The organism is Micrococcus luteus NCTC 2665, assembly GCF_000023205.1.
GTDB lineage: Bacteria > Actinomycetota > Actinomycetes > Actinomycetales > Micrococcaceae > Micrococcus > Micrococcus luteus.
The window spans coordinates 2,057,232-2,074,591 of record NC_012803.1 but is presented as its reverse complement, the minus strand read 5'-3'; the positions used below and the strand labels follow the sequence as shown (position 1 = coordinate 2,074,591).

The following is a 17,360-nucleotide window of genomic DNA, read 5'->3' as shown; positions in this document are numbered from 1 at the left end:
CCCGGGCGGTCACGGGACCTGGAACATCCGGTCCGGCAGGTCCGTGATGAGCATGTGCCCGGGCGCGTGCGTGATGGCCAGCGGCGGGCGGGACTCCATGATCGCCGCCTGCGGCGTCACCCCGCACGCCCAGAACACGGGCAGGTGGCCCTGCGGGACCTCGACGGCGTCGCCGAAGTCCGGTGCCGACAGGTCCGTGATCCCCAGGCCGGCCGGGTCGCCCACGTGCACGGGCGCGCCGTGCACGGCGGGGTAGCGGGAGGTGATGCGCACGGCGTCGGCCACGCGGTCGGCGGGGATGGGGCGCATCGAGACCACGAGCGGGCCCGAGAGGCGGCCCGCCGAGGCGCAGCGCCGCGTGGTGCGGTACATCGGCACGTTCACGCCGGCGTCCTGGTGGGCCATCCGGATGCCCTCGGCCACCAGGGCGGACTCGAAGGTGAACGAGCAGCCGATCACGAACGTCACGAGGTCGTCCCGCCACACGTCGAGCAGATCCGTGGGGCGGTCCGTCTCGACGCCGTCGCGGTACACCACGTACTGCGGCACGTCCGTGCGGACGTCGCCGTCCAGTGCGGGGCCGTTGACCTCGCCGGCCTCGAACACGCCGAGCAGCGGCAGGGCCTTGGGGTTGCGCTGGGCGAAGAGCAGGACGTCGTAGGCGTGGTCCTGCGGGATCGAGACGAGGTTCGCCTGGGCGTAGCCGTCGGCGATCCCCGAGGTCGGCCGCACGAGCCCCGCGCGGAAGCGCTCGCGGGCCTGCGCGGGGGTCGTGGCGCCGTCCAGCGGCGGCAGCGGCGTCGTCGTGGTCATCTCAGGCACCGGTGATCATCGTGACCATCGGGACGAACCCGCGCACCGCGATGAACACGGACACGAGCCACGCGAGCGCGCCCATCACGAGCAGCCACCGGGGGTAGCGGTAGCCGTGCAGCAGGTCGCGGCGGCGCCAGGCCACGTAGAGGAGGGCCGCGAAGCCGACCGGCAGGATCATGCCGTTGAACGCGCCGGCGAACACGAGCAGCGTCTGCGGGGCCTGGCGCAGCGCCAGGTAGAGGGCGGTGCAGACCACGATGAACGCGACGGTCAGCAGGTTGCGGGTGCGGACGCTCGTGGTGGAGCGGGTGACGAAGCTGATCGAGGTGTACGACGCGCCGATCACGGAGGTCACGGCGGCGGCCCACAGGACGATGCCGAACATGCGCAGCCCTATGTCGCCGGCGGCGGCCTGGAAGGCGGAGGCGGCCAGGCTGTCCTTGGACAGGACCGCGCCCGAGGCGACGACGCCGAGGATCGCCAGGAACAGGAGGGCACGCATCAGGCCGGTCACGAGGATCGAGGCCACGGAGCTGCGGGTGATGTCCTGGACGTCGTCCACGCCCTTCACTCCGGAGTCGATCATGCGGTGGGCGCCCGCGTAGGTGATGTAGCCGCCGATGGTGCCGCCCACGAGGGTGACGATCACGAAGAAGTCGACCTCCTCCGGCATCACGGACTGGCGCAGGGCCTCACCCACGGGCGGGGCGGAGGTGATGGCCACGTACAGCATCAGCAGGATCATGACGGCGCCGAGCACCACCACGATCCGGTCCAGGGCCACACCGGCGCGCTTGGAGAGGAAGATCAGCAGCGCGATGAGGGCGGAGACGGCGCCGCCGATCAGGGGGTCGACGCCGAGCATGGCGTTCGCGCCGAGGCCGGTGCCGGCGATGTTGCCGATGTTGAAGACCATGCCGCCGAGGAACACGAGCGCGGCGAGGACCCAGCCGAGGCCGGGCAGGACGCTGTTCGCCAGCTCCTGGGCGCGCATGCCGGAGACGCCGATGACGCGCCACACGTTCATCTGGACGGCGATGTCGATGAGGATCGAGACCAGGATGGCGAACGCGAATGCGGCGCCCATCTGGACGGTGAACGTGGCGGTCTGCGTGATGAAGCCGGGGCCGATGGCCGAGGTGGCCATGAGGAACATGGCGCCGAGCAGTGCGGTGCGCCGGGTGGCGCTCGCAGCGCGGGAGTCGGTCTTCGGCGCGGTGCCCGAGGGGGTCGAGCCGTCCGGTCCGGCGTGGGGGATGTCTGCGTGGGACACGGTGGTCACCTTCGTCGAGGGCGCCAGGCGAGGTGACGGGCGTCACGAGGCGCTGGGGAGACGGTAGCTGTTGTTGAACAATCCTGGCAACAGCGAGACCGGGTGTCGTGGCATCCCCGTCCGAAGGAACGCCTCACCTGCCTGGCGCGCCCCGCCCCGCGCCGCGACCATGGCGACATGTCGCACACGTCTGAACAGTCCTCGCCCCTCGCAGATCAGGTCCCGCCGGGCGGTCCCGACGAGCCGCACGCCACCGGCGGCGTGCATGCCCGCCTCAACTGGCTCCGCGCGGGCGTGCTCGGCGCCAACGACGGCATCGTGTCCGTCGCCGCCACCGTCGTCGGTGTCGCCGGCGCGACGACGGCGCTCACCCCGATCCTGCTGGCCGGCGCCGCCGCCGTGGTCGGCGGCGCCTTCTCCATGGCGCTGGGCGAGTACGTGTCCGTCTCCTCGTCCTCCGACTCGCAGAAGTCGCTGATCGCCAAGGAGCGCCGCGAGCTCGAGGAGGATCCAGAGGGCGAGCTGGAGGAGCTCGTACAGCTCTTCGAGGCGGACGGCCTGAGCCGGGCCACGGCCGAGGCCGCCGCGCGGGAGCTCACCGAGAAGGACGCGCTCGCCGCGCATCTGCGCATGGAGCTGGGCATGGCGGAGGAGGACGTCGTCAGCCCGTGGGCCGCCGCCGGAGCGTCCTTCCTCGCGTTCCTCGTGGGTGCGCTGCTGCCCTTCCTGACGGTCGTCCTGGCGCCGGTGGGCCTCCGCCGTCCCGTTCACGTTCGGCGTCACCCTCGTGGCCCTCGCCGTCACCGGCTGGGTCGGGGCCCGGCTCGGCGACGCGCCCGCGCTGCGGGCGGCCGTGCGCGTCGTCCTCGGCGGCGCCCTGGCGCTCGGCCTGACCTTCGCGGTGGGCTCCCTGCTGGGGGCGTCGGTCGCCTGATCCATGCCGGAGGGGTGGGCCGGCCCAGCGCCCGTGGCCGCGCCGAGCCGTGGCGAGCGGAGCGGCCCTGGGGGCCGAGGACCGTGCGCATACCACAGGCGCCCCCCGTCGAGTTGAAGCGACGCCCACGGTTCGCGTAAGGTGGGACGGCGCACGCCGCGTTGTTCTCGTCGTTCCATCGGTCAGGTGACCGGGCGGACGGCGGGTCGGAAAAGCAACGCGCTCCCGCAGACCGGATCCCGGGACGTCCTCAGGACGGACCGGGGCTCACCGTCCACACCAGCGATCCCATAAGGAACTTCGGTTGGCTCTCACCCAGCCTGGTCCCCCTTTTCGAGAAGTCGCAGTAAGAGTGCGGTGTCCACACCCGGGGCGGGGCTCACAACAGGTGTCCGCGGACAGGTCCGCGGCTCGCCGCCATGCGGGTTCCGCCCGTCCTTTTACTACTACTTGCCACGAGGAGTGATCATGGCAGCTCACTGCCAGGTAACCGGGGCTGGGCCGGGATTCGGCCACAGCATCTCCCACTCGCACCGTCGCACCAAGCGCCGGTTCGACCCGAACATCCAGAAGAAGACCTACTGGGTCCCCTCCCTGCGCCGCAACGTCACCCTGACGCTGTCCGCCAAGGGCATCAAGACCATCGACGTGCGCGGTATCGACGCCGTCGTGGCGGACCTGATCGCGAAGGGAGTGAAGCTCTGACATGGCCAAGGACAAGGACGTTCGTCCGATCATCAAGCTGAAGTCCACCGCCGGCACCGGGTTCACCTACGTGACCCGCAAGAACCGCCGGAACAACCCGGACCGCATCACCCTGAAGAAGTACGACCCGGTGGTCCGCAAGCACGTCGACTTCCGAGAGGAGCGCTGAGATGGCCAAGAAGTCCAAGATCGCCAAGAACGAGCAGCGCAAGGCCATCGTGGCCCGTTACGCCGAGAAGCGTCTCGAGCTGCGCAAGACCCTCGTGGACCCGAACGCGTCGGACGAGGCCCGCGAGGCCGCCCGCCTGGGCCTGCAGAAGCTGCCCCGCGACGCCTCCCCGGTCCGCGTGCGCAACCGCGACGCCATCGACGGTCGCCCCCGCGGCACCTTCCAGCGCTTCGGCATCTCCCGCGTGCGCTTCCGCGACATGGCGCACCGTGGCGAGCTGCCCGGCGTGACCAAGTCCTCCTGGTGACCTGAGGCCCGGTCTCCGGGCGCTCGGCACCACCGCGACGGCGGCGTCCCTCCTCAGGAGGGGCGCCGCCGTCGTCGTGCCTCGGGGATCAGGGCCGCCCAGGTCACGGGAAATCGCGGATTCTCGCGGTTCAGGGGGCGATTCGCCCGCGCAGAGGTGGTACGTTCACAACTGGCAGCCCGGTCCGAACGGCCCGGGAACCGTAACCGACGTCCCATAGGGAGGACCCATGGCCATGAACCGCAAGGAACTCGTCGCCGCCGTCGCCGAGCGCTCCGGCAACACCCAGGCCGCCGTCAGCGATGTGCTGGACGCCCTCTTCGAGGTGTTCACCGCCCAGGTCAAGAAGGGCGAGAAGGTCTCGATCCCGGGCTGGCTGGCCGTGGAGCGCACCGAGCGCAAGGAGCGCACCGGCCGCAACCCGCGCACCGGCGAGGAGATCACCATCCCGGCCGGCCACTCCGTGAAGGTGACCGCCGGCTCCAAGCTCAAGGCCGCCGCCTCCGAGTGATCCCGGTCGCGGTGCGCGTCCCCGGACCCACGCCGCACGCCGCAGGACGGGCGTCCCACCCTCGGGTGGGGCGCCCGTCGTCGTCTCCGGCCGCGTAGGATGGGCGGACGATCGTCCGGCCGACGTGGGCCGGGGCCGTCAGGAGAGGAGTCGTGGCATGCGCAGCGCCGTCGCCGCCGCTCCGTGGGCCCCGTCCGGCCTCGAGGACGCCCCTCCGCGCGTCGTGCGTGGGCCGGCCCGTCTGGCCCGGGGCTGGGCCGGGGCCCTGGCGATGACCGCCCTGGCCGCGCTGTTCCACACCGCCGCCGAGCCCGGCCACGGGTTCCCCGAGGTGGGCGTGGTCGCCTTCGCGGCCGTCCTCGCCGCCCCGCTCTGCACCGCCCTGGCGGGCCGCGCCCTCTCGCTGTGGCGCACCGCCGCCGCCGTCGCGATCGCCCAGGGTCTGTTCCACGTGCTCTACGGGCTCGCCGCCGGCGGACACGCCGTGGCGCCGGTCGCCGGCGTCGACTCCGCCCACCTCGGCCACGCCCGTCCCGGCGCCGGAGCCCTCCTGGCGCCGGGGGAGGCCCTGTCCAACGCCCCCGCCGGCCACCTGACCGACCTGCGCATGCTCGCGGCCCACGTGATCGCCGCGGGCCTCACCGTGCTGGTGCTGCGGCGCGGCGAGGCCCTCGTGCTCGCCATCGCCGAACGCGTGGTGGCCGTCGTCTGCCCGCCGCCGGCCGCGCACGGCCCCCTGCCGACGCCGGCCCGCCTCCGTGTCCCCGTCCCGCCGGTGCTCCGGCCGGTGACGTCCCTCGCCCTCCTCAGCTCTCCGGGGCGGCGCGGCCCGCCGTTCGCCCTCGCGGCCTGAGGACGCCGGCTCCGTCCGCGTCTCGAGGCCCGACCGCGCCCGACGACCCTTCGGAACGGTCCGCCCGCGACTCCCGTCCGGGACCGCGGCAGACCCGTGAGGACACCACCATGCATCACCAGACCACCCCTGTCCGCCGCGCCGCTCGCGCCGCAGCCGGACTCACCCTGCTGCCCGCCCTCGTCGTCGCCGGAGCCGCCCCCGCGGCCGCGCACGACGAGCTCATCCGCACCGCACCCGCGGTCGGCGAGACGGCCACGACGGCGCCGTCGGAGGTCTCACTGACCTTCAGCGGCGAGCTGATCGACGGCGAGGGCATCCAGAACCTCCTGCAGGTCCGCGACGCCGACGGCAACCAGTGGCAGTCCGCTGCCGGCACCGTGGACGGCCCCACCTTCTCCGCGCCGCTGTGCGAGGGGCTGCCCAACGGCGACTACGAGGTCGCCTACCGCGTCGTCTACTCGGACGGGCACTCCGAGGAGCGCTCGTTCGACTTCGCGGTGGACGACCCGGCCGCACCGGCCGCCGGCACCGCGCCCCAGGGCTGCGGCACCGCCGTCGCCGGGGCCTCGAGCGCCGCCTCCCCGGAGGCCACGGCAGGCCAGGGCGACGCCGCCTCGGCCCAGGCGACCGCGCAGGCGGACGGCTCCGACACCGCGCAGCCCGTGGACTCCGACGCGCTGCCCGCCTGGGTGTGGGTCGCCGGCATCGCCGGCCTGGCCGTGCTCGTGGTCGCCTTCCTCCTGATGGGCCGCCGCGCCCGCGCGCTCGGCCACCTCGACGACGGCCGCTGACCTCTGATCCCCGGCCGGCCCCCTGAGGGGACCGGCCCCGCCCTCGCGCGCCCGCACGCCCCGCGCGTCGTCGCGCGCCCGCACGCCCCGCGCGTCGTCGCGCGCCCGCATGACAAGGAACCCCCACAGACATGACCACCACCTCCCCCCGCGCCCCTCGCCGCCTCGGCGCCGCCGCCGTGCTCGCCGTCGCCGCCCTCGGCCTGACGGCCTGCGCCGGAGACGACGCCGGCTCCGCCCCGAGCGCGTCGGACGCCTCGAGCGTCGCGCCGGCCACGGACGCCGCCCCGGCCTCGGATTCCTCGTCGGCCGCGTCCACCGCGGACGGCCAGGCCGCCGGCCTCACGATCACCGACCCCTGGACGAAGGCCACCGAGGAGGGCATGACCGGCTCCTTCGGCATGCTCGAGAACTCCTCGGACCAGGACCTGCATATCGTCGGCGTCCGCTCGGAGCTGGGTGAGACGGTCGAGCTCCACGAGATGGTCTCCGGCGAGGACGGCCAGATGGTGATGCAGCGGAGCCCCGACGGCTTCACCGTGCCCGCCGGAGGGAGCTTCGAGCTCGCCCCGGGCGGCAACCACGTGATGTTCATGGGCCTGACCGACCCGATCGAGCCGGGTGAGGACGTGACCTACGACCTCGAGCTGGAGGACGGCTCCACCCTCGAGGTCACCTCCGTGGTCCGGCCCTTCACCGGCGCCAGCGAGTCGTACCACGGTGGCGAGTCCCACGAATCGGAGGACCATGCCGACCACTGACCCCGCCGGCCGGCCGGACGACCACCACGGGTCGGGCGGGCGCGAGGGCGCCCGCCCGGCCCCGGGGGGCCCCTCCCGCCGCGGCCTGCTCCTCGGGGCGGGCGCGGTGGGCGGCGGCCTGCTGGGCACGGCACTCGGCTACGGCGCCGGCCACGCGTCGGCCTCGACCGCCCCGGGCGCGTCTACCGCGCCCGGGGCGGGGGCCTCGCCGTCCGAGGTCATGGGCGACACCGGCATCGAGGGCGACGTCGGCCGGGCCGGCTGGGCCGAGCCCGGCGGCCAGGCCGCCAGGGTGGCCGTCAGCTCGCCCGTGGGCACGGACACCGTGCCGTTCCACGGGCCGCGCCAGGCCGGCGTCGACACCCCCGCCCAGGCCCACGCCGTCTTCCTCGCCCTCGACCTGCGCGAGGACGCGGACCGGGTGCGCATCGAGCGGATGCTGCGCCTGCTCACCGACGACGCGGCGCGCCTGACCCAGGGCCGCGCCACGATCGCCGACACCGAGCCGGAGCTCGCCGCCGCCCCCGCGCGGCTCACCGTGACGTTCGGCTTCGGCCCGGAGCTCGTCCGCCGCGTGGCCCCGGACCGGGCCCCGGCCTGGCTGCGCCCGCTGCCGGCGTTCGAGCAGATCGACCGCCTGGACCCCGCGTTCAGCGACGGCGACCTGCTGCTGCAGATCTGCGGCGACGACCGGATGTCCGTGGCCCACGCCCGGCGCATGGTCCTCAAGGCGGCCCGGCCGTTCGCCACCGAGCGCTGGGTGCAGGAGGGCTTCCGCTCCGCCCGCGGCGCCCACCCCACCGGCACCACGATGCGCAACCTCTTCGGGCAGGTGGACGGCACCGGCAACCCGGCCGCGGAGACCCCGCACCTCGATCGCGTGGTGTGGGGCGTGGGCGCCGAGCAGGTGGGCGTCACCCCGTGGATCGCGGACGGCACGTCCGTGGTGATCCGGCGCATCGAGATGCTCATGGACACGTGGGACGAGCTCGACCGCCCGGCCAAGGAGAAGGTCATCGGCCGTCGCCTCGGCACCGGCGCCCCCCTCACGGGGGAGCAGGAGCACGACGAGCCGGACTTCGACGCCGTCGGCCCCACGGGCTTCCCGGTCATCTCGGACATCGCGCACCTGCGGCGGGCCCGCGGGGAGGAGCCCGAGTACGGGATGCTGCGTCGCGGCTACAACTACGACGACCCGCGCGGGGCGCTGGAGGCGGGCTCCGGCCTGATCTTCGCCGCCTACCAGGCGGACGTGGACCGACAGTTCGTCCCCGTCCAGGCCCGGCTCGCGGAGTCGGACCACCTGAACCTGTGGACCGTGCCCGTCGGCTCGTCCGTCTTCGCGATCCCGCCCGGCTGCGCCGAGGGCGGGTTCGTGGGCGACGCCCTGTTCGCCTGACCCAGGGGCCCGACGACGGCGGGGCCGCTCCCGCCGTCGTCGGGCGTCCGCATGCTTTGAGAGGATGGACCCCATGTCCGCCGCCACCGCCCCCGCCCGGGGCAGTCATCCCGCCGAGAACGACGACGCCGCCCGCCCCGGCCCGTCGGGGCCGGTCGGTGTGCCCCGGTGGATCTGGGTGCTCGTGGCCGCCGCAGGAGCCGCCGGCCTCGCCGCCGCCGGCTGGCTGACCGGCGTCACCGCCGCACGCCAGCTCTCCGACCCGGGGTGGATCACCCGGTGGGGCGTGCCCGTGGGGGAGCTCGTCTCCAACCTGGCGATGTCCCTGACCATCGCCGCGCTGATCTTCGCGGCCGGGGTCCTGCCGCCGCACGCGGCGGGCACGGAACGGTGGCACCGCTCCGCCCGGCGGCGGCGCGAGGACGCGGACGCCGCACCGCTGCCCGAGCACCCCGCGTTCACCCGCGTGATGCGGATCGCCGCCGTCAGCGCCGGCGTGTGGACGGTGGCCGCGCTGGCCGTCGGCGTGCTGTCCTACTCGGATCTCGCCGGCATCCCCGTCACTGCGGGGCAGGGCTTCACGGACGGCCTGGCGGCCTACGTGGTCGGCATCTCGGTGGGCCAGGCGTGGTTCTGGGTCACCGTGATCGCCGCCGTCGTGACCACGTTGGCGATCGCCGTCCGCTCCCACAACGGCCTGTTCTGGACCGGCATCCTGGCGATGCTCGCCCTCGTGCCCCTGGCCCTGATCGGGCACGCGGCGGGCGGTGACGACCACACCGGCGCCGTGAACTCGATCGGCCTGCACCTGCTCGGCGTCGTCGTGTGGGTGGGCGGACTGCTCGTGCTCGTCGCGATCTCGGACACCCTCGTGGGGCCCAACGGGGCGCAGGGGCGGGGCCGCAGCCTACGCCGGCAGGGCCCGGCGCCCCTGCTGCACACGGTCCTGACCCGCTACTCCGTGCTCGCCGGGCTGGGCCTGGTCACGGTGGCGCTGTCCGGCGTGGTCAACGCGTCGATCCGCATGGACGATCCGGCCCAGCTGCTGAGCCCCTACGGCATCCTCGTGTCGGCCAAGTTCCTGGCGGCCCTGGGCCTCGGCCTGATCGGCCTGCTGCACCGCCGGTGGGTGATCCCCCGCCTCGACGCCGGCCCGGACCGTCCCAGCCCCGCCCCCGCGCGTCGCCTGCTGTGGCAGCTCATCGCCGTGGAGGCCGTGATCATGGGCGCCGTCATGGGTGTCTCCTCCGTGCTCTCCCGGACGGCCCCGCCCGTGCCGGAGGAGATCGCGCCGGACGCCACCCCGGCCCGCATCCTCACTGGCTACGAGCTGCCGCCGGCCCTCGAGGGCGCCCGGTGGATCACGATGTGGCGGTTCGACTGGCTGTGGGTCGCGATCATCGCGTTCCTGTCCCTCTGGTACCTGCGCTCCGTGTGGCAGCTGCGCCGCCGCGGCGACCGCTGGCCCGTGCTGCGCACCGTCGCGTGGTTCGCGGGGCTGGCCGTGCTGCTGTGGGCGACCTCCGGGTCCCCGGCCGTGTACGGCCGCGTCCTGTTCAGCGCACACATGGTGGGCCACATGACGCTGACGATGCTCAGTCCCGTCTTCCTCGTCCTGGGCGCACCCATCACCCTGACGCTACGGGCCCTGCCGGCCCGCACGGATGGGACGCGCGGCCCCCGTGAGTGGATCCTGTGGATCGTGCACTCCCCGTGGGGTCGGTTCATCACGAACCCGATCGTGGCGGGGGTCAACTTCGCCGGCTCGATCCTGGTGTTCTACTACACGGACTTCTTCCGGTTCTCGCTGCAGACCCACGTGGGCCACGAGTTCATGAACGTCCACTTCCTGCTGACCGGGTTCCTGTTCGCCCTGGTCATGATCGGCTCGGATCCGCTGCCGCGCCGGCCCCCGTACGCCCTGCGGCTCGTGCTCCTGATGGCCACGATGGTCTTCCACGCCTTCATCGGTGTCGCCATGACCACCTCCACCGGTCTGTTGCAGGCGTCCTGGTTCGGCAACATGGGCCGCGACTGGGGCCCCACCGCCCTCGAGGACCAGCGCATCGGCGGCGCGGTGATGTGGGGCATCGGCGAGTTCCCCACCGTGATGATGGCGGTGATGGTGGCCGTGCTCTGGTATCGCAGCGACCGCAAGAACGCGGTCCGGCTGGACCGGCAGGCCGACCGTGACGGCGACGCGGAGCTACGCCGTTGGAACGAGATGTACGCCCACATGCACGGCACCCCGGTCACCGACGCCCCGAGCGACGCCGAGCCCGTGGCCCGTGACTCCTCCACCGGCCCCGAGGAGGCCCGTGATGTCCGCTGACCGTCTTCCTCCCCTCGGCCGCCCGGCCGCGCCCCGGCGTGGTCGGCCACGCCTCGTGGCTGCCGTCGCCGCCGGCCTGCTGGCCCTGACGGGCTGCGGGGCCGGGGACGGCGATCCGGCCGCCGCGTCCGTGCCCGCAGACGGAGTCCATGACGACGCCGGCACCGCGGCGCCCACGGAGGCGGCGGCCCCGGAGGGGCTCGGCCTGGGCGACCGTCAGGACGAGCGCGTGGCGGAGGCCGCGGCCGAGCGTGCGGCCACGTTCGGCTTCGTCCGCCAGCGGGCCGCCACGGCGGAGGAGATCGACGCGGCCCGCGAGGACTTCCGGGACCGGCGCGCGGACGCGGACCGGACCACCGTGCAGCCGGCGCAGTGCAAGGCGCCGCTGACCGCCCTGGACTTCTCCCCGATCGCCCTCGACGGGGCCGAGGCCACGCGCGTGGACGTCGGCGCCGACACCTTCACGGGCACGGGCACCGTGGAGGTCGCCCGGCTCACGGGCCAGGGCCGCCAGGACGTCGAGCGGCACATCCAGACCGTCAATGCCCTGCGCGCCGACTGCCGCGAGATGACCATGACCGTGCAGGAGGGGGACGCGACCGTCGACTACCGCCTCGAGGTCTCCGACGCGCCGCTGTCCGACGGCACCCCCGCGCAGTCCGCCCTCGTGTGGGAGCGGACCCTGGCCTCGGAGTCCGAGCCCCAGCTCACAGCCCAGGTGCTCACCGCCGTCACCTCCGACGCCGTGGTGATGGTCTCCTTCGTGGGCCGGCCCGAGGCCGGGCGCAAGGAGTTCACGCTCATCGCCGAGGAGATGCTGGCCGCCGCCCTGGCCGCCGACTGAGCCGGGCCCGCCCGGCGGCGTCGTCTTTCCCCCTGTGACGCCGCCGGCGTCCGCTCACGGCTGACGCGTCCGGTGCGTGCGCCATGATGGTGGACATGACCGCCCCGCAGACCCCGAACCCCGCCCCGTCCGCTGACGCCCCTGCCGCCGTGCCGCGCGGGGCCACCCGGGTGCGCGCGTCCGAGCTCGTGGGCCGCGGCTGGCTGAACACCGGCGGCGAACAGGTGACCCTCGAGGACCTGCGCGGCAAGGTCGTCCTCCTCGACTTCTGGACGTTCTGCTGCATCAACTGCCTGCACGTCCTGGACGAGCTGCGCCCGCTCGAGGAGGAGTTCGCGGACGTGCTCGTCACGGTGGGCGTGCACTCGCCCAAGTTCGAGCACGAGGCGGACCCGGACGCGCTCGCGGCCGCCGTCGAGCGCTACGCCATCGAGCACCCCGTGCTGGACGACCCCGAGCTGACCACGTGGCAGGCGTACTCGGCGCGCGCGTGGCCCACCCTCGTGGTGGTGGACCCGGAGGGCTACATCGCCGCGCACCTGTCCGGCGAGGGGCACGTGGCCGGGCTCTACGGGCTCGTGCGCGAGCTCGTGGCCGAGCACGAGGCCAAGGGCACGCTGCACCGCGGCTCCGGCCCCTACGTCCCGCCCGCGCCCGTGGCCCGGGACCTGTCGTTCCCCGGCAAGGCCGTGTCGCTCGGCGGCCGCGGCTCCCGCCCGGGCTCGTTCCTCGTCTCGGACACCGGCCACCACCGCCTCCTGGAGGTCGCCGAGGACCTGACCACGGTGCTCCGCGCGTTCGGCGGCGGGGACCCCGCCACGGCGGACGCGGGCCAGGCCGAGCTCGCATTCCCCACGCCCGGGGAGAAGGGCCACGCGGACGGCGGGCCGGACGAGGCGCTGTTCCACGAGCCCCAGGGCCTGGCGCTGCTGCCCGAGGACGTCGCGGAGCGCGTCGGCTACGACGTGGTCGTGGCGGACTCCGTCAACCACCGGCTGCGGGGCCTGCGCCTGTCGGACGGCTACGTGAGCACCCTCGCCGGCAACGGCGTGCAGAAGCTCATCGACTCCGAGCGCGCCAAGGAGGCCGCCGCCGTCGACGACGAGGGCGACGTCGCCGTCGACCTCGCGGACCTGCCCGGGGAGCCGACCGCGATCTCGCTGTCCTCCCCGTGGGACGTCGTGTGGCACCCCGCCCTGGGGCGTGTGGTGATCGCGATGGCCGGCACGCACCAGCTCTTCGACTTCGACCCCGTGACGGGCGCGCTCGCGGTGCACGCGGGCACGGCGCTCGAGGGCCTGCTGGACGGCGACGCCGGACGGGCCTGGTTCGCGCAGCCCTCGGGGCTGTCCGTGGGCGCGGACGGCGCGCTGTGGGTCGCGGACTCGGAGACCTCCGCGGTGCGCTGGGTGCGGACCGGGGAGGACGGGCGCCGCGAGGTCGGGACTGCCGTCGGGGCGGGCCTGTTCGACTTCGGCCACGTGGACGGGGAGGCGGACCGCGCGCGCCTGCAGCACGCGCTGGGCGTCACGGCCCTGCCGGACGGCTCCGTGCTGATCGCGGACACGTACAACGGCGCGATCCGCCGGTACGCCCCGGCCGGCGAGGACGCCGCGGGCCGGGCGGTCCCGGCCACGGTGAGCACGGTGGCACGCGGGCTGCTCGAGCCCTCGGACGTGCTCGTGGAGCACGACGCGGACGGGAACGACACCGCGATCGTGGTGGTCGAGTCCAACGCCCACCGGCTCACGCGGCTGGCGGTGCCGGAGGAGTTCCTCACCGTGGACGAGGGCGCGCGGCAGACGCAGCGTCCCCGCACCCCAGTGGTGGCCGGGGACCTGGACCTGACGATCGGCTTCGCCGCGCCCACGGGGCAGAAGCTGGACGACCGCTGGGGCGACCCCACGCAGCTGAAGATCTCCTCCTCCCCGGAGGAGCTGCTGCTCGAGGGCGCCGGCACGTCCACGGGGCTGCACCGGACGCTGCGGCTGAACCCCGAGGTCGAGGAGGGCGTCCTGCACATCACCGCCCGGGCCGCCGCCTGCGACGGGGAGAAGGGGCAGCCGATCCCCGACCACGCCGCCTGCCACCTGTACCAGCAGGACTGGGGCATCCCGGTCACGGTGCACACCCCGGACCGGGCCCCGGAGGGCGCCGAGACCCACCTGGACCTGGACCTGCGCGGGATACACTGAGCGCGTCGTCCGCCCCCGACCCCGAAGGCTGCGCCCCACCATGACCACGCTCATCGTCACCTCGTCCGCCCACGGATCCACGCGCGAGATCGCCGAGCGGGTCGCGGAGGTGCTGCGCACGTCGCAGGCCGTCCCGACCGTGGTGGAGGACGTCGAGGGCGCCGCCGCGTGGCTGGCCACGGCGGACGCGGTGATCGTCGCGGCCCCGGTCTACACGGGTTCGCTCGCCACCGACGCCCGGACGTTCCTCAACACCCGTCGGGCCGAGCTGGCGGACCTGCCGCTCGTGATCCTGGCCTCGGGCGGCGCGCCCGAGCTGGCCCGGCCGGTGCGGGAGAAGCTCGAGTCCTACGGCCCGCGCGAGGTGGCGTACTTCCGCGGGGCGCTCGTCGAGGAGCGCCTGGGCCGGCTGGAGAAGCTCAAGCTCAAGCTCTCCCGCAACGAGCACTACGGCGACTTCCGCGACTGGGACGCCATCGAGGCCTGGGCCAAGACCCTCTCCGGCGCCGGCGTGCGCTGACCTCACCCGCCGCTGTCGTCGACGAGACGGCGGGGGCGGGGGAGCCTCCGCAGACGCTTTCGTTGACGAAACGGCGCCGGAGGCTCTCGTGTCCGCAGCGGAGGCGAGCGGTTAGCCTGGCCGCATGTCCCCTTCCGCCCGTCGCCTCGCCGCGTCCTCCCGCCCCGCCCGGCCCCGCCCGACGACGGCGCCCCTCGCCCTGCCCGACCGGCCCGGCTGGGTGCGGCTCGCCGCGGGTGCGGTGGTCCCGGGCGTCGTCGCGGCCGTCGCGGCGCTCGCGGCCCTGCAGGTGTTCGTCCTCAACCCGTTGGCCGCCGCGCCCGGCGACCGCGGCCTCGGGAGGATCTACGCGGACCTGAGCGCGGCGGGCCAGCTCGGCGTCCCCTTCGTCCTCCCGGTCGTGATCCTGGCCGCCGGGTTCGGTGTGGCCGCGATCCTGTGGTTCCTCACGTGGCGTCGCGAGGAAGTCGACCCCCTGGCGGTCCTCGTCCTGGGCCTCGCCTCGCTCATCGCCGCGTCCCCGGCCTACTTCATGGCCTCGTTCGGGCCGGGCATGGCGCTCGCGGACACCTACGGCATCGGCGGGGGCGACCACAGCCCGTGGGCCTGGCCGATCTACGTGGTCAGCGTGCTGGCGTCGGCGGGGCTGGTCGCCGTCGTCGTGCTCCTGCTGCGCGGTCCGGCGGGCGGACTCGGCGCCCCGCGGCGCCGGGCCTAGCCTGGCGGGACCGACCTGACCACGACCCCGCCAGGAGGACGGACATGACCATCCGCGCCGGCATCGTCGGATACGGGAACCTCGGCCGCAGTGTGGAGAAGCTCGTGAAGCTCCAGCCGGACATGGAGCTGGTGGGCATCTTCTCGCACCGGCCTGGACACGGACACGCCCGTGCTCCCGGCGGAGTGAGCCGCCGAGCACGGCGGGGAGATCGACGTGCTGTTCCTCTGCCTCGGCAGCGCCACCGACATCCCCGAGCAGGCGGCCGGCTACGCGCGGCACTTCACCACCGTGGACACCGACGACAACCACCAGCTCATCCCGCGGCACCGCGCCGAGATGGACCCCGCGGCCCGGGAGGGCGGGCACGTGGCGATGATCTCCACCGGCTGGGACCCGGGCCTGTTCTCGGTGAACCGGGTGCTGGGCGCGGCGCTGTTCCCGCAGCCGCAGCAGAACACGTTCTGGGGCAAGGGCCTCTCGCAGGGCCACTCCGACGCCGTCCGGCGGGTCCCCGGCGTCCGGCGCGGCGTGCAGTACACGATCCCCAGCGAGGAGGCGATCGCCGAGGCCCGCGCCGGCCGGGGCGCCGAGATCACCGGCGCCTCCGCGCACGTGCGTGAGTGCTATGTCGTGGCCGACGAGGCCGACCACGCGGCCATCACCACGATGCCCGACTACTTCGCCCCGTACGAGACCACCGTGCACTTCATCTCCGAGGAGGAGTTCGAGCGCGACCACCAGGGCATGCCGTACGTGCGTGAGTGCCACGTCGTCACCTCGGGCGACCTCGGCGGCTCGCGCAGCGCGGTCGAGTTCGTGCTGGAGCTGGAGTCCACCCCCGACTCCACCGCCGCCGCACAGGTCGCCTACGGCCGCGCCGCCGCGCGCCCGAAGGCCCTGGGGGAGATGGGGGCGCGCACCGTGCCCGAGGTCGCCCCGTACCTGCTCTCGCCCACGGGGCTGGACGAGCTGATCCGTCGGGACGTCTGAGCCGCGGTGAGGCGTCCGGCGCGTGGCACCGGGCCGGGCGCCGCCGTCGTCGTCGGCCTCAGGCCAACAGCAGGGCGACGGCGATCATCGCCGGGATCGCGACGATCGTGGTGACCAGGATCGTGTCCTTCGAGACGCGCAGGCCCGTGTCGTAGCGCACGGCCGTGACGAACACGTTCTGTGCGGTGGGCAGGGAGGCCAGGACGACGGCGACGAACACGTGCCGCGCATCCAGGCCGAACACGAACTGCGCGAGCAGCCAGGCCAGCAGCGGATGCACCACCAGCTTCACCGCCGAGGCGATCAGCACGTCCGCGCGTCGCCCGCCGGCCCGCTCGAGCGGCCGCGAGCCGACCAGGGACATGCCGAACGCCAGGAGCATCGCCGGGATGGACAGCCCGCCGATGAGCTCCACGGACTCCATGAGGGGGCCCGGCAACGACCAGCCGGTGAAAGAGAACACCAGGCCGGCCACCGAGCCCAGGATCAGGGGGTTGGTGACCGTGTGGCGGACCTGGTCGGCCGCGGCGCGGCCGGGGGAGCGGCGCACCGCACGACGCCGGCCCGCCGTCGTGCGTCGCCGGGCCTCGCGCGCGGTGGCGGCGTCCATCGCTGCGACATAGACAGGCGTGTAGATCGCCAGCTGGAAGATGAGCGCCGGGGCGGCCAGGGCGGCGTCGCCGAGGACGTAGGCCGCGATGGGGATGCCGAGGTTCGCCGAGTTCACGAGCGAGGCGCTGAGTGCGGACATGATCCGCTCCGAGGCCGACCTGCCCTTCAGCAGCGGGACCGTCACCGCGAGGTACAGCGCGGCCGCCGCGAACGCGGACAGCGTGGCCACCCACAGCTGGGGGCCCAGCACCGCGCCCACGTCCGCGCGGGAGAGCGTGACGAACAGCAGGGCCGGGTTGCCGATGAAGAACGCCGCGCGGGAGAGCACGGTGCGGCCGTGCTCGCCGAGCACCCCCGTGCGCCCCACCAGGACGCCCACGAGGATGATCACCCACACGACCGCGAAGCCGGAGAGCACCTGAGTCACGGACGGGCCTCCACGGGTCGGGGTGGGGCGGTCCGCGGCGGGGTCAGGGGCATGGCGCGATCCTACGCCGCGGGCGTGGGCTAGCCTGGATCACGACGGCGGCGCCCACCGCCGAGCGCGCCACGCGGCCCGGCCCCGCGCGGCAGGGCCCGGCGGCCCGGCGCGAAGGGGAGCGGATCCTCGGGCCCACCCGCACG

General features: G+C 74.2%; 17 protein-coding genes and 1 pseudogene. 15 read left to right on the top strand and 3 right to left on the bottom strand.

What is annotated here, in order from left to right:
• Window positions 1-9 precede the first annotated feature (9 nt).
• Both MLUT_RS21080 and MLUT_RS21075 read right to left on the bottom strand, forming a co-directional pair.
• Entirely contained in the window at window positions 10-822 is an 813-nt protein-coding gene (locus MLUT_RS21080) for a putative hydro-lyase (protein WP_010080192.1), read from the bottom strand.
• On the bottom strand, window positions 815-2,098 hold the full coding sequence (locus MLUT_RS21075; RefSeq protein WP_010080193.1) for an NRAMP family divalent metal transporter: 1,284 nt from the start codon (window positions 2,096-2,098) through the stop codon (window positions 815-817). Before MLUT_RS21075 ends, MLUT_RS21080 begins: the two co-directional genes overlap by 8 nt.
• Window positions 2,099-2,266: 168 nt before the next feature.
• Here MLUT_RS21075 and MLUT_RS23355 point away from each other — a divergent pair.
• The 15 genes and pseudogenes from MLUT_RS23355 to MLUT_RS21000 all read left to right on the top strand — a co-directional run bounded on the left by MLUT_RS23355 (window position 2,267) and on the right by MLUT_RS21000 (window position 16,124).
• Window positions 2,267-3,023, top strand: a pseudogene (locus tag MLUT_RS23355) (VIT1/CCC1 transporter family protein).
• Between the two features lie 468 nt (window positions 3,024-3,491).
• Window positions 3,492-3,728, top strand: a complete 237-nt coding sequence (gene rpmB / locus MLUT_RS21065) for a 50S ribosomal protein L28 (RefSeq protein ID WP_002858335.1) — start codon at window positions 3,492-3,494, stop codon at window positions 3,726-3,728.
• A gap of 1 nt (window position 3,729) precedes the next feature.
• Complete coding sequence (rpmG, locus tag MLUT_RS21060; RefSeq protein ID WP_002858336.1) at window positions 3,730-3,897, top strand: 50S ribosomal protein L33; 168 nt, start codon at window positions 3,730-3,732, stop codon at window positions 3,895-3,897.
• Window position 3,898: 1 nt separating this feature from the next.
• Window positions 3,899-4,204 carry a 30S ribosomal protein S14 gene (gene rpsN, locus MLUT_RS21055; protein ID WP_002858338.1) on the top strand — a complete coding sequence of 102 codons (306 nt, stop codon included), beginning with the start codon at window positions 3,899-3,901 and terminating at the stop codon, window positions 4,202-4,204.
• A gap of 229 nt (window positions 4,205-4,433) precedes the next feature.
• Window positions 4,434-4,715 (top strand): HU family DNA-binding protein, encoded by a 282-nt coding sequence (locus MLUT_RS21050; RefSeq protein WP_002858339.1) that lies wholly within the window; start codon window positions 4,434-4,436, stop codon window positions 4,713-4,715.
• A 157-nt stretch (window positions 4,716-4,872) separates the two neighbouring features.
• The gene (locus tag MLUT_RS21045; protein ID WP_010080196.1) at window positions 4,873-5,568 is read left to right on the top strand and encodes a hypothetical protein; all 696 of its coding nucleotides are present in this window, start codon (window positions 4,873-4,875) and stop codon (window positions 5,566-5,568) included.
• Between the two features lie 110 nt (window positions 5,569-5,678).
• Entirely contained in the window at window positions 5,679-6,362 is a 684-nt protein-coding gene (locus tag MLUT_RS21040; RefSeq protein WP_010080197.1) for a copper resistance CopC family protein, read from the top strand.
• Between the two features lie 131 nt (window positions 6,363-6,493).
• Window positions 6,494-7,123: a copper chaperone PCu(A)C gene (locus tag MLUT_RS21035; protein ID WP_010080198.1), complete on the top strand. Its 630-nt coding sequence runs from the start codon at window positions 6,494-6,496 to the stop codon at window positions 7,121-7,123.
• The gene (locus MLUT_RS21030) at window positions 7,110-8,522 is read left to right on the top strand and encodes a Dyp-type peroxidase (RefSeq protein ID WP_010080199.1); all 1,413 of its coding nucleotides are present in this window, start codon (window positions 7,110-7,112) and stop codon (window positions 8,520-8,522) included. The genes MLUT_RS21035 and MLUT_RS21030 overlap by 14 nt, the downstream gene beginning before the upstream one ends.
• Before the next feature lie 73 nt (window positions 8,523-8,595).
• Window positions 8,596-10,854 (top strand): bifunctional copper resistance protein CopD/cytochrome c oxidase assembly protein, encoded by a 2,259-nt coding sequence (locus MLUT_RS21025; protein ID WP_010080200.1) that lies wholly within the window; start codon window positions 8,596-8,598, stop codon window positions 10,852-10,854.
• Between the two features lie 55 nt (window positions 10,855-10,909).
• Window positions 10,910-11,698 (top strand): hypothetical protein, encoded by a 789-nt coding sequence (locus MLUT_RS21020; protein WP_010080201.1) that lies wholly within the window; start codon window positions 10,910-10,912, stop codon window positions 11,696-11,698.
• Between the two features lie 95 nt (window positions 11,699-11,793).
• Window positions 11,794-13,893 carry an NHL domain-containing thioredoxin family protein gene (locus MLUT_RS21015; protein WP_012751077.1) on the top strand — a complete coding sequence of 700 codons (2,100 nt, stop codon included), beginning with the start codon at window positions 11,794-11,796 and terminating at the stop codon, window positions 13,891-13,893.
• Between the two features lie 40 nt (window positions 13,894-13,933).
• Window positions 13,934-14,413, top strand: coding sequence for a flavodoxin domain-containing protein (locus tag MLUT_RS21010; protein WP_010080203.1), 480 nt, complete (start codon window positions 13,934-13,936; stop codon window positions 14,411-14,413).
• A 124-nt stretch (window positions 14,414-14,537) separates the two neighbouring features.
• Window positions 14,538-15,131: a hypothetical protein gene (locus MLUT_RS21005; RefSeq protein WP_010080204.1), complete on the top strand. Its 594-nt coding sequence runs from the start codon at window positions 14,538-14,540 to the stop codon at window positions 15,129-15,131.
• A gap of 216 nt (window positions 15,132-15,347) precedes the next feature.
• Window positions 15,348-16,124, top strand: a complete 777-nt coding sequence (locus tag MLUT_RS21000; protein ID WP_010080205.1) for a diaminopimelate dehydrogenase — start codon at window positions 15,348-15,350, stop codon at window positions 16,122-16,124.
• A 58-nt stretch (window positions 16,125-16,182) separates the two neighbouring features.
• Here MLUT_RS21000 and MLUT_RS20995 read toward each other — a convergent pair whose 3' ends face one another.
• Entirely contained in the window at window positions 16,183-17,163 is a 981-nt protein-coding gene (locus MLUT_RS20995; RefSeq protein WP_010080206.1) for an AEC family transporter, read from the bottom strand.
• Window positions 17,164-17,360 lie beyond the last annotated feature (197 nt).

Bases quoted from the DNA above. Each gene is read 5' to 3' on its own strand.
- MLUT_RS21025 (WP_010080200.1), top strand. From the start codon at position 8,596: ATGTCCGCCGCCACCGCCCCCGCCCGGGGCAGTCATCCCGCCGAGAAC.
- rpmG (WP_002858336.1), top strand. From the start codon at position 3,730: ATGGCCAAGGACAAGGACGTTCGTCCGATCATCAAGCTGAAGTCCACC.
- MLUT_RS21010 (WP_010080203.1), top strand. From the start codon at position 13,934: ATGACCACGCTCATCGTCACCTCGTCCGCCCACGGATCCACGCGCGAG.
- MLUT_RS21045 (WP_010080196.1), top strand. From the start codon at position 4,873: ATGCGCAGCGCCGTCGCCGCCGCTCCGTGGGCCCCGTCCGGCCTCGAG.
- MLUT_RS21005 (WP_010080204.1), top strand. From the start codon at position 14,538: ATGTCCCCTTCCGCCCGTCGCCTCGCCGCGTCCTCCCGCCCCGCCCGG.
- MLUT_RS21050 (WP_002858339.1), top strand. From the start codon at position 4,434: ATGGCCATGAACCGCAAGGAACTCGTCGCCGCCGTCGCCGAGCGCTCC.
- MLUT_RS21015 (WP_012751077.1), top strand. From the start codon at position 11,794: ATGACCGCCCCGCAGACCCCGAACCCCGCCCCGTCCGCTGACGCCCCT.
- rpmB (WP_002858335.1), top strand. From the start codon at position 3,492: ATGGCAGCTCACTGCCAGGTAACCGGGGCTGGGCCGGGATTCGGCCAC.
- MLUT_RS21030 (WP_010080199.1), top strand. From the start codon at position 7,110: ATGCCGACCACTGACCCCGCCGGCCGGCCGGACGACCACCACGGGTCG.
- MLUT_RS21040 (WP_010080197.1), top strand. From the start codon at position 5,679: ATGCATCACCAGACCACCCCTGTCCGCCGCGCCGCTCGCGCCGCAGCC.
- MLUT_RS21035 (WP_010080198.1), top strand. From the start codon at position 6,494: ATGACCACCACCTCCCCCCGCGCCCCTCGCCGCCTCGGCGCCGCCGCC.
- rpsN (WP_002858338.1), top strand. From the start codon at position 3,899: ATGGCCAAGAAGTCCAAGATCGCCAAGAACGAGCAGCGCAAGGCCATC.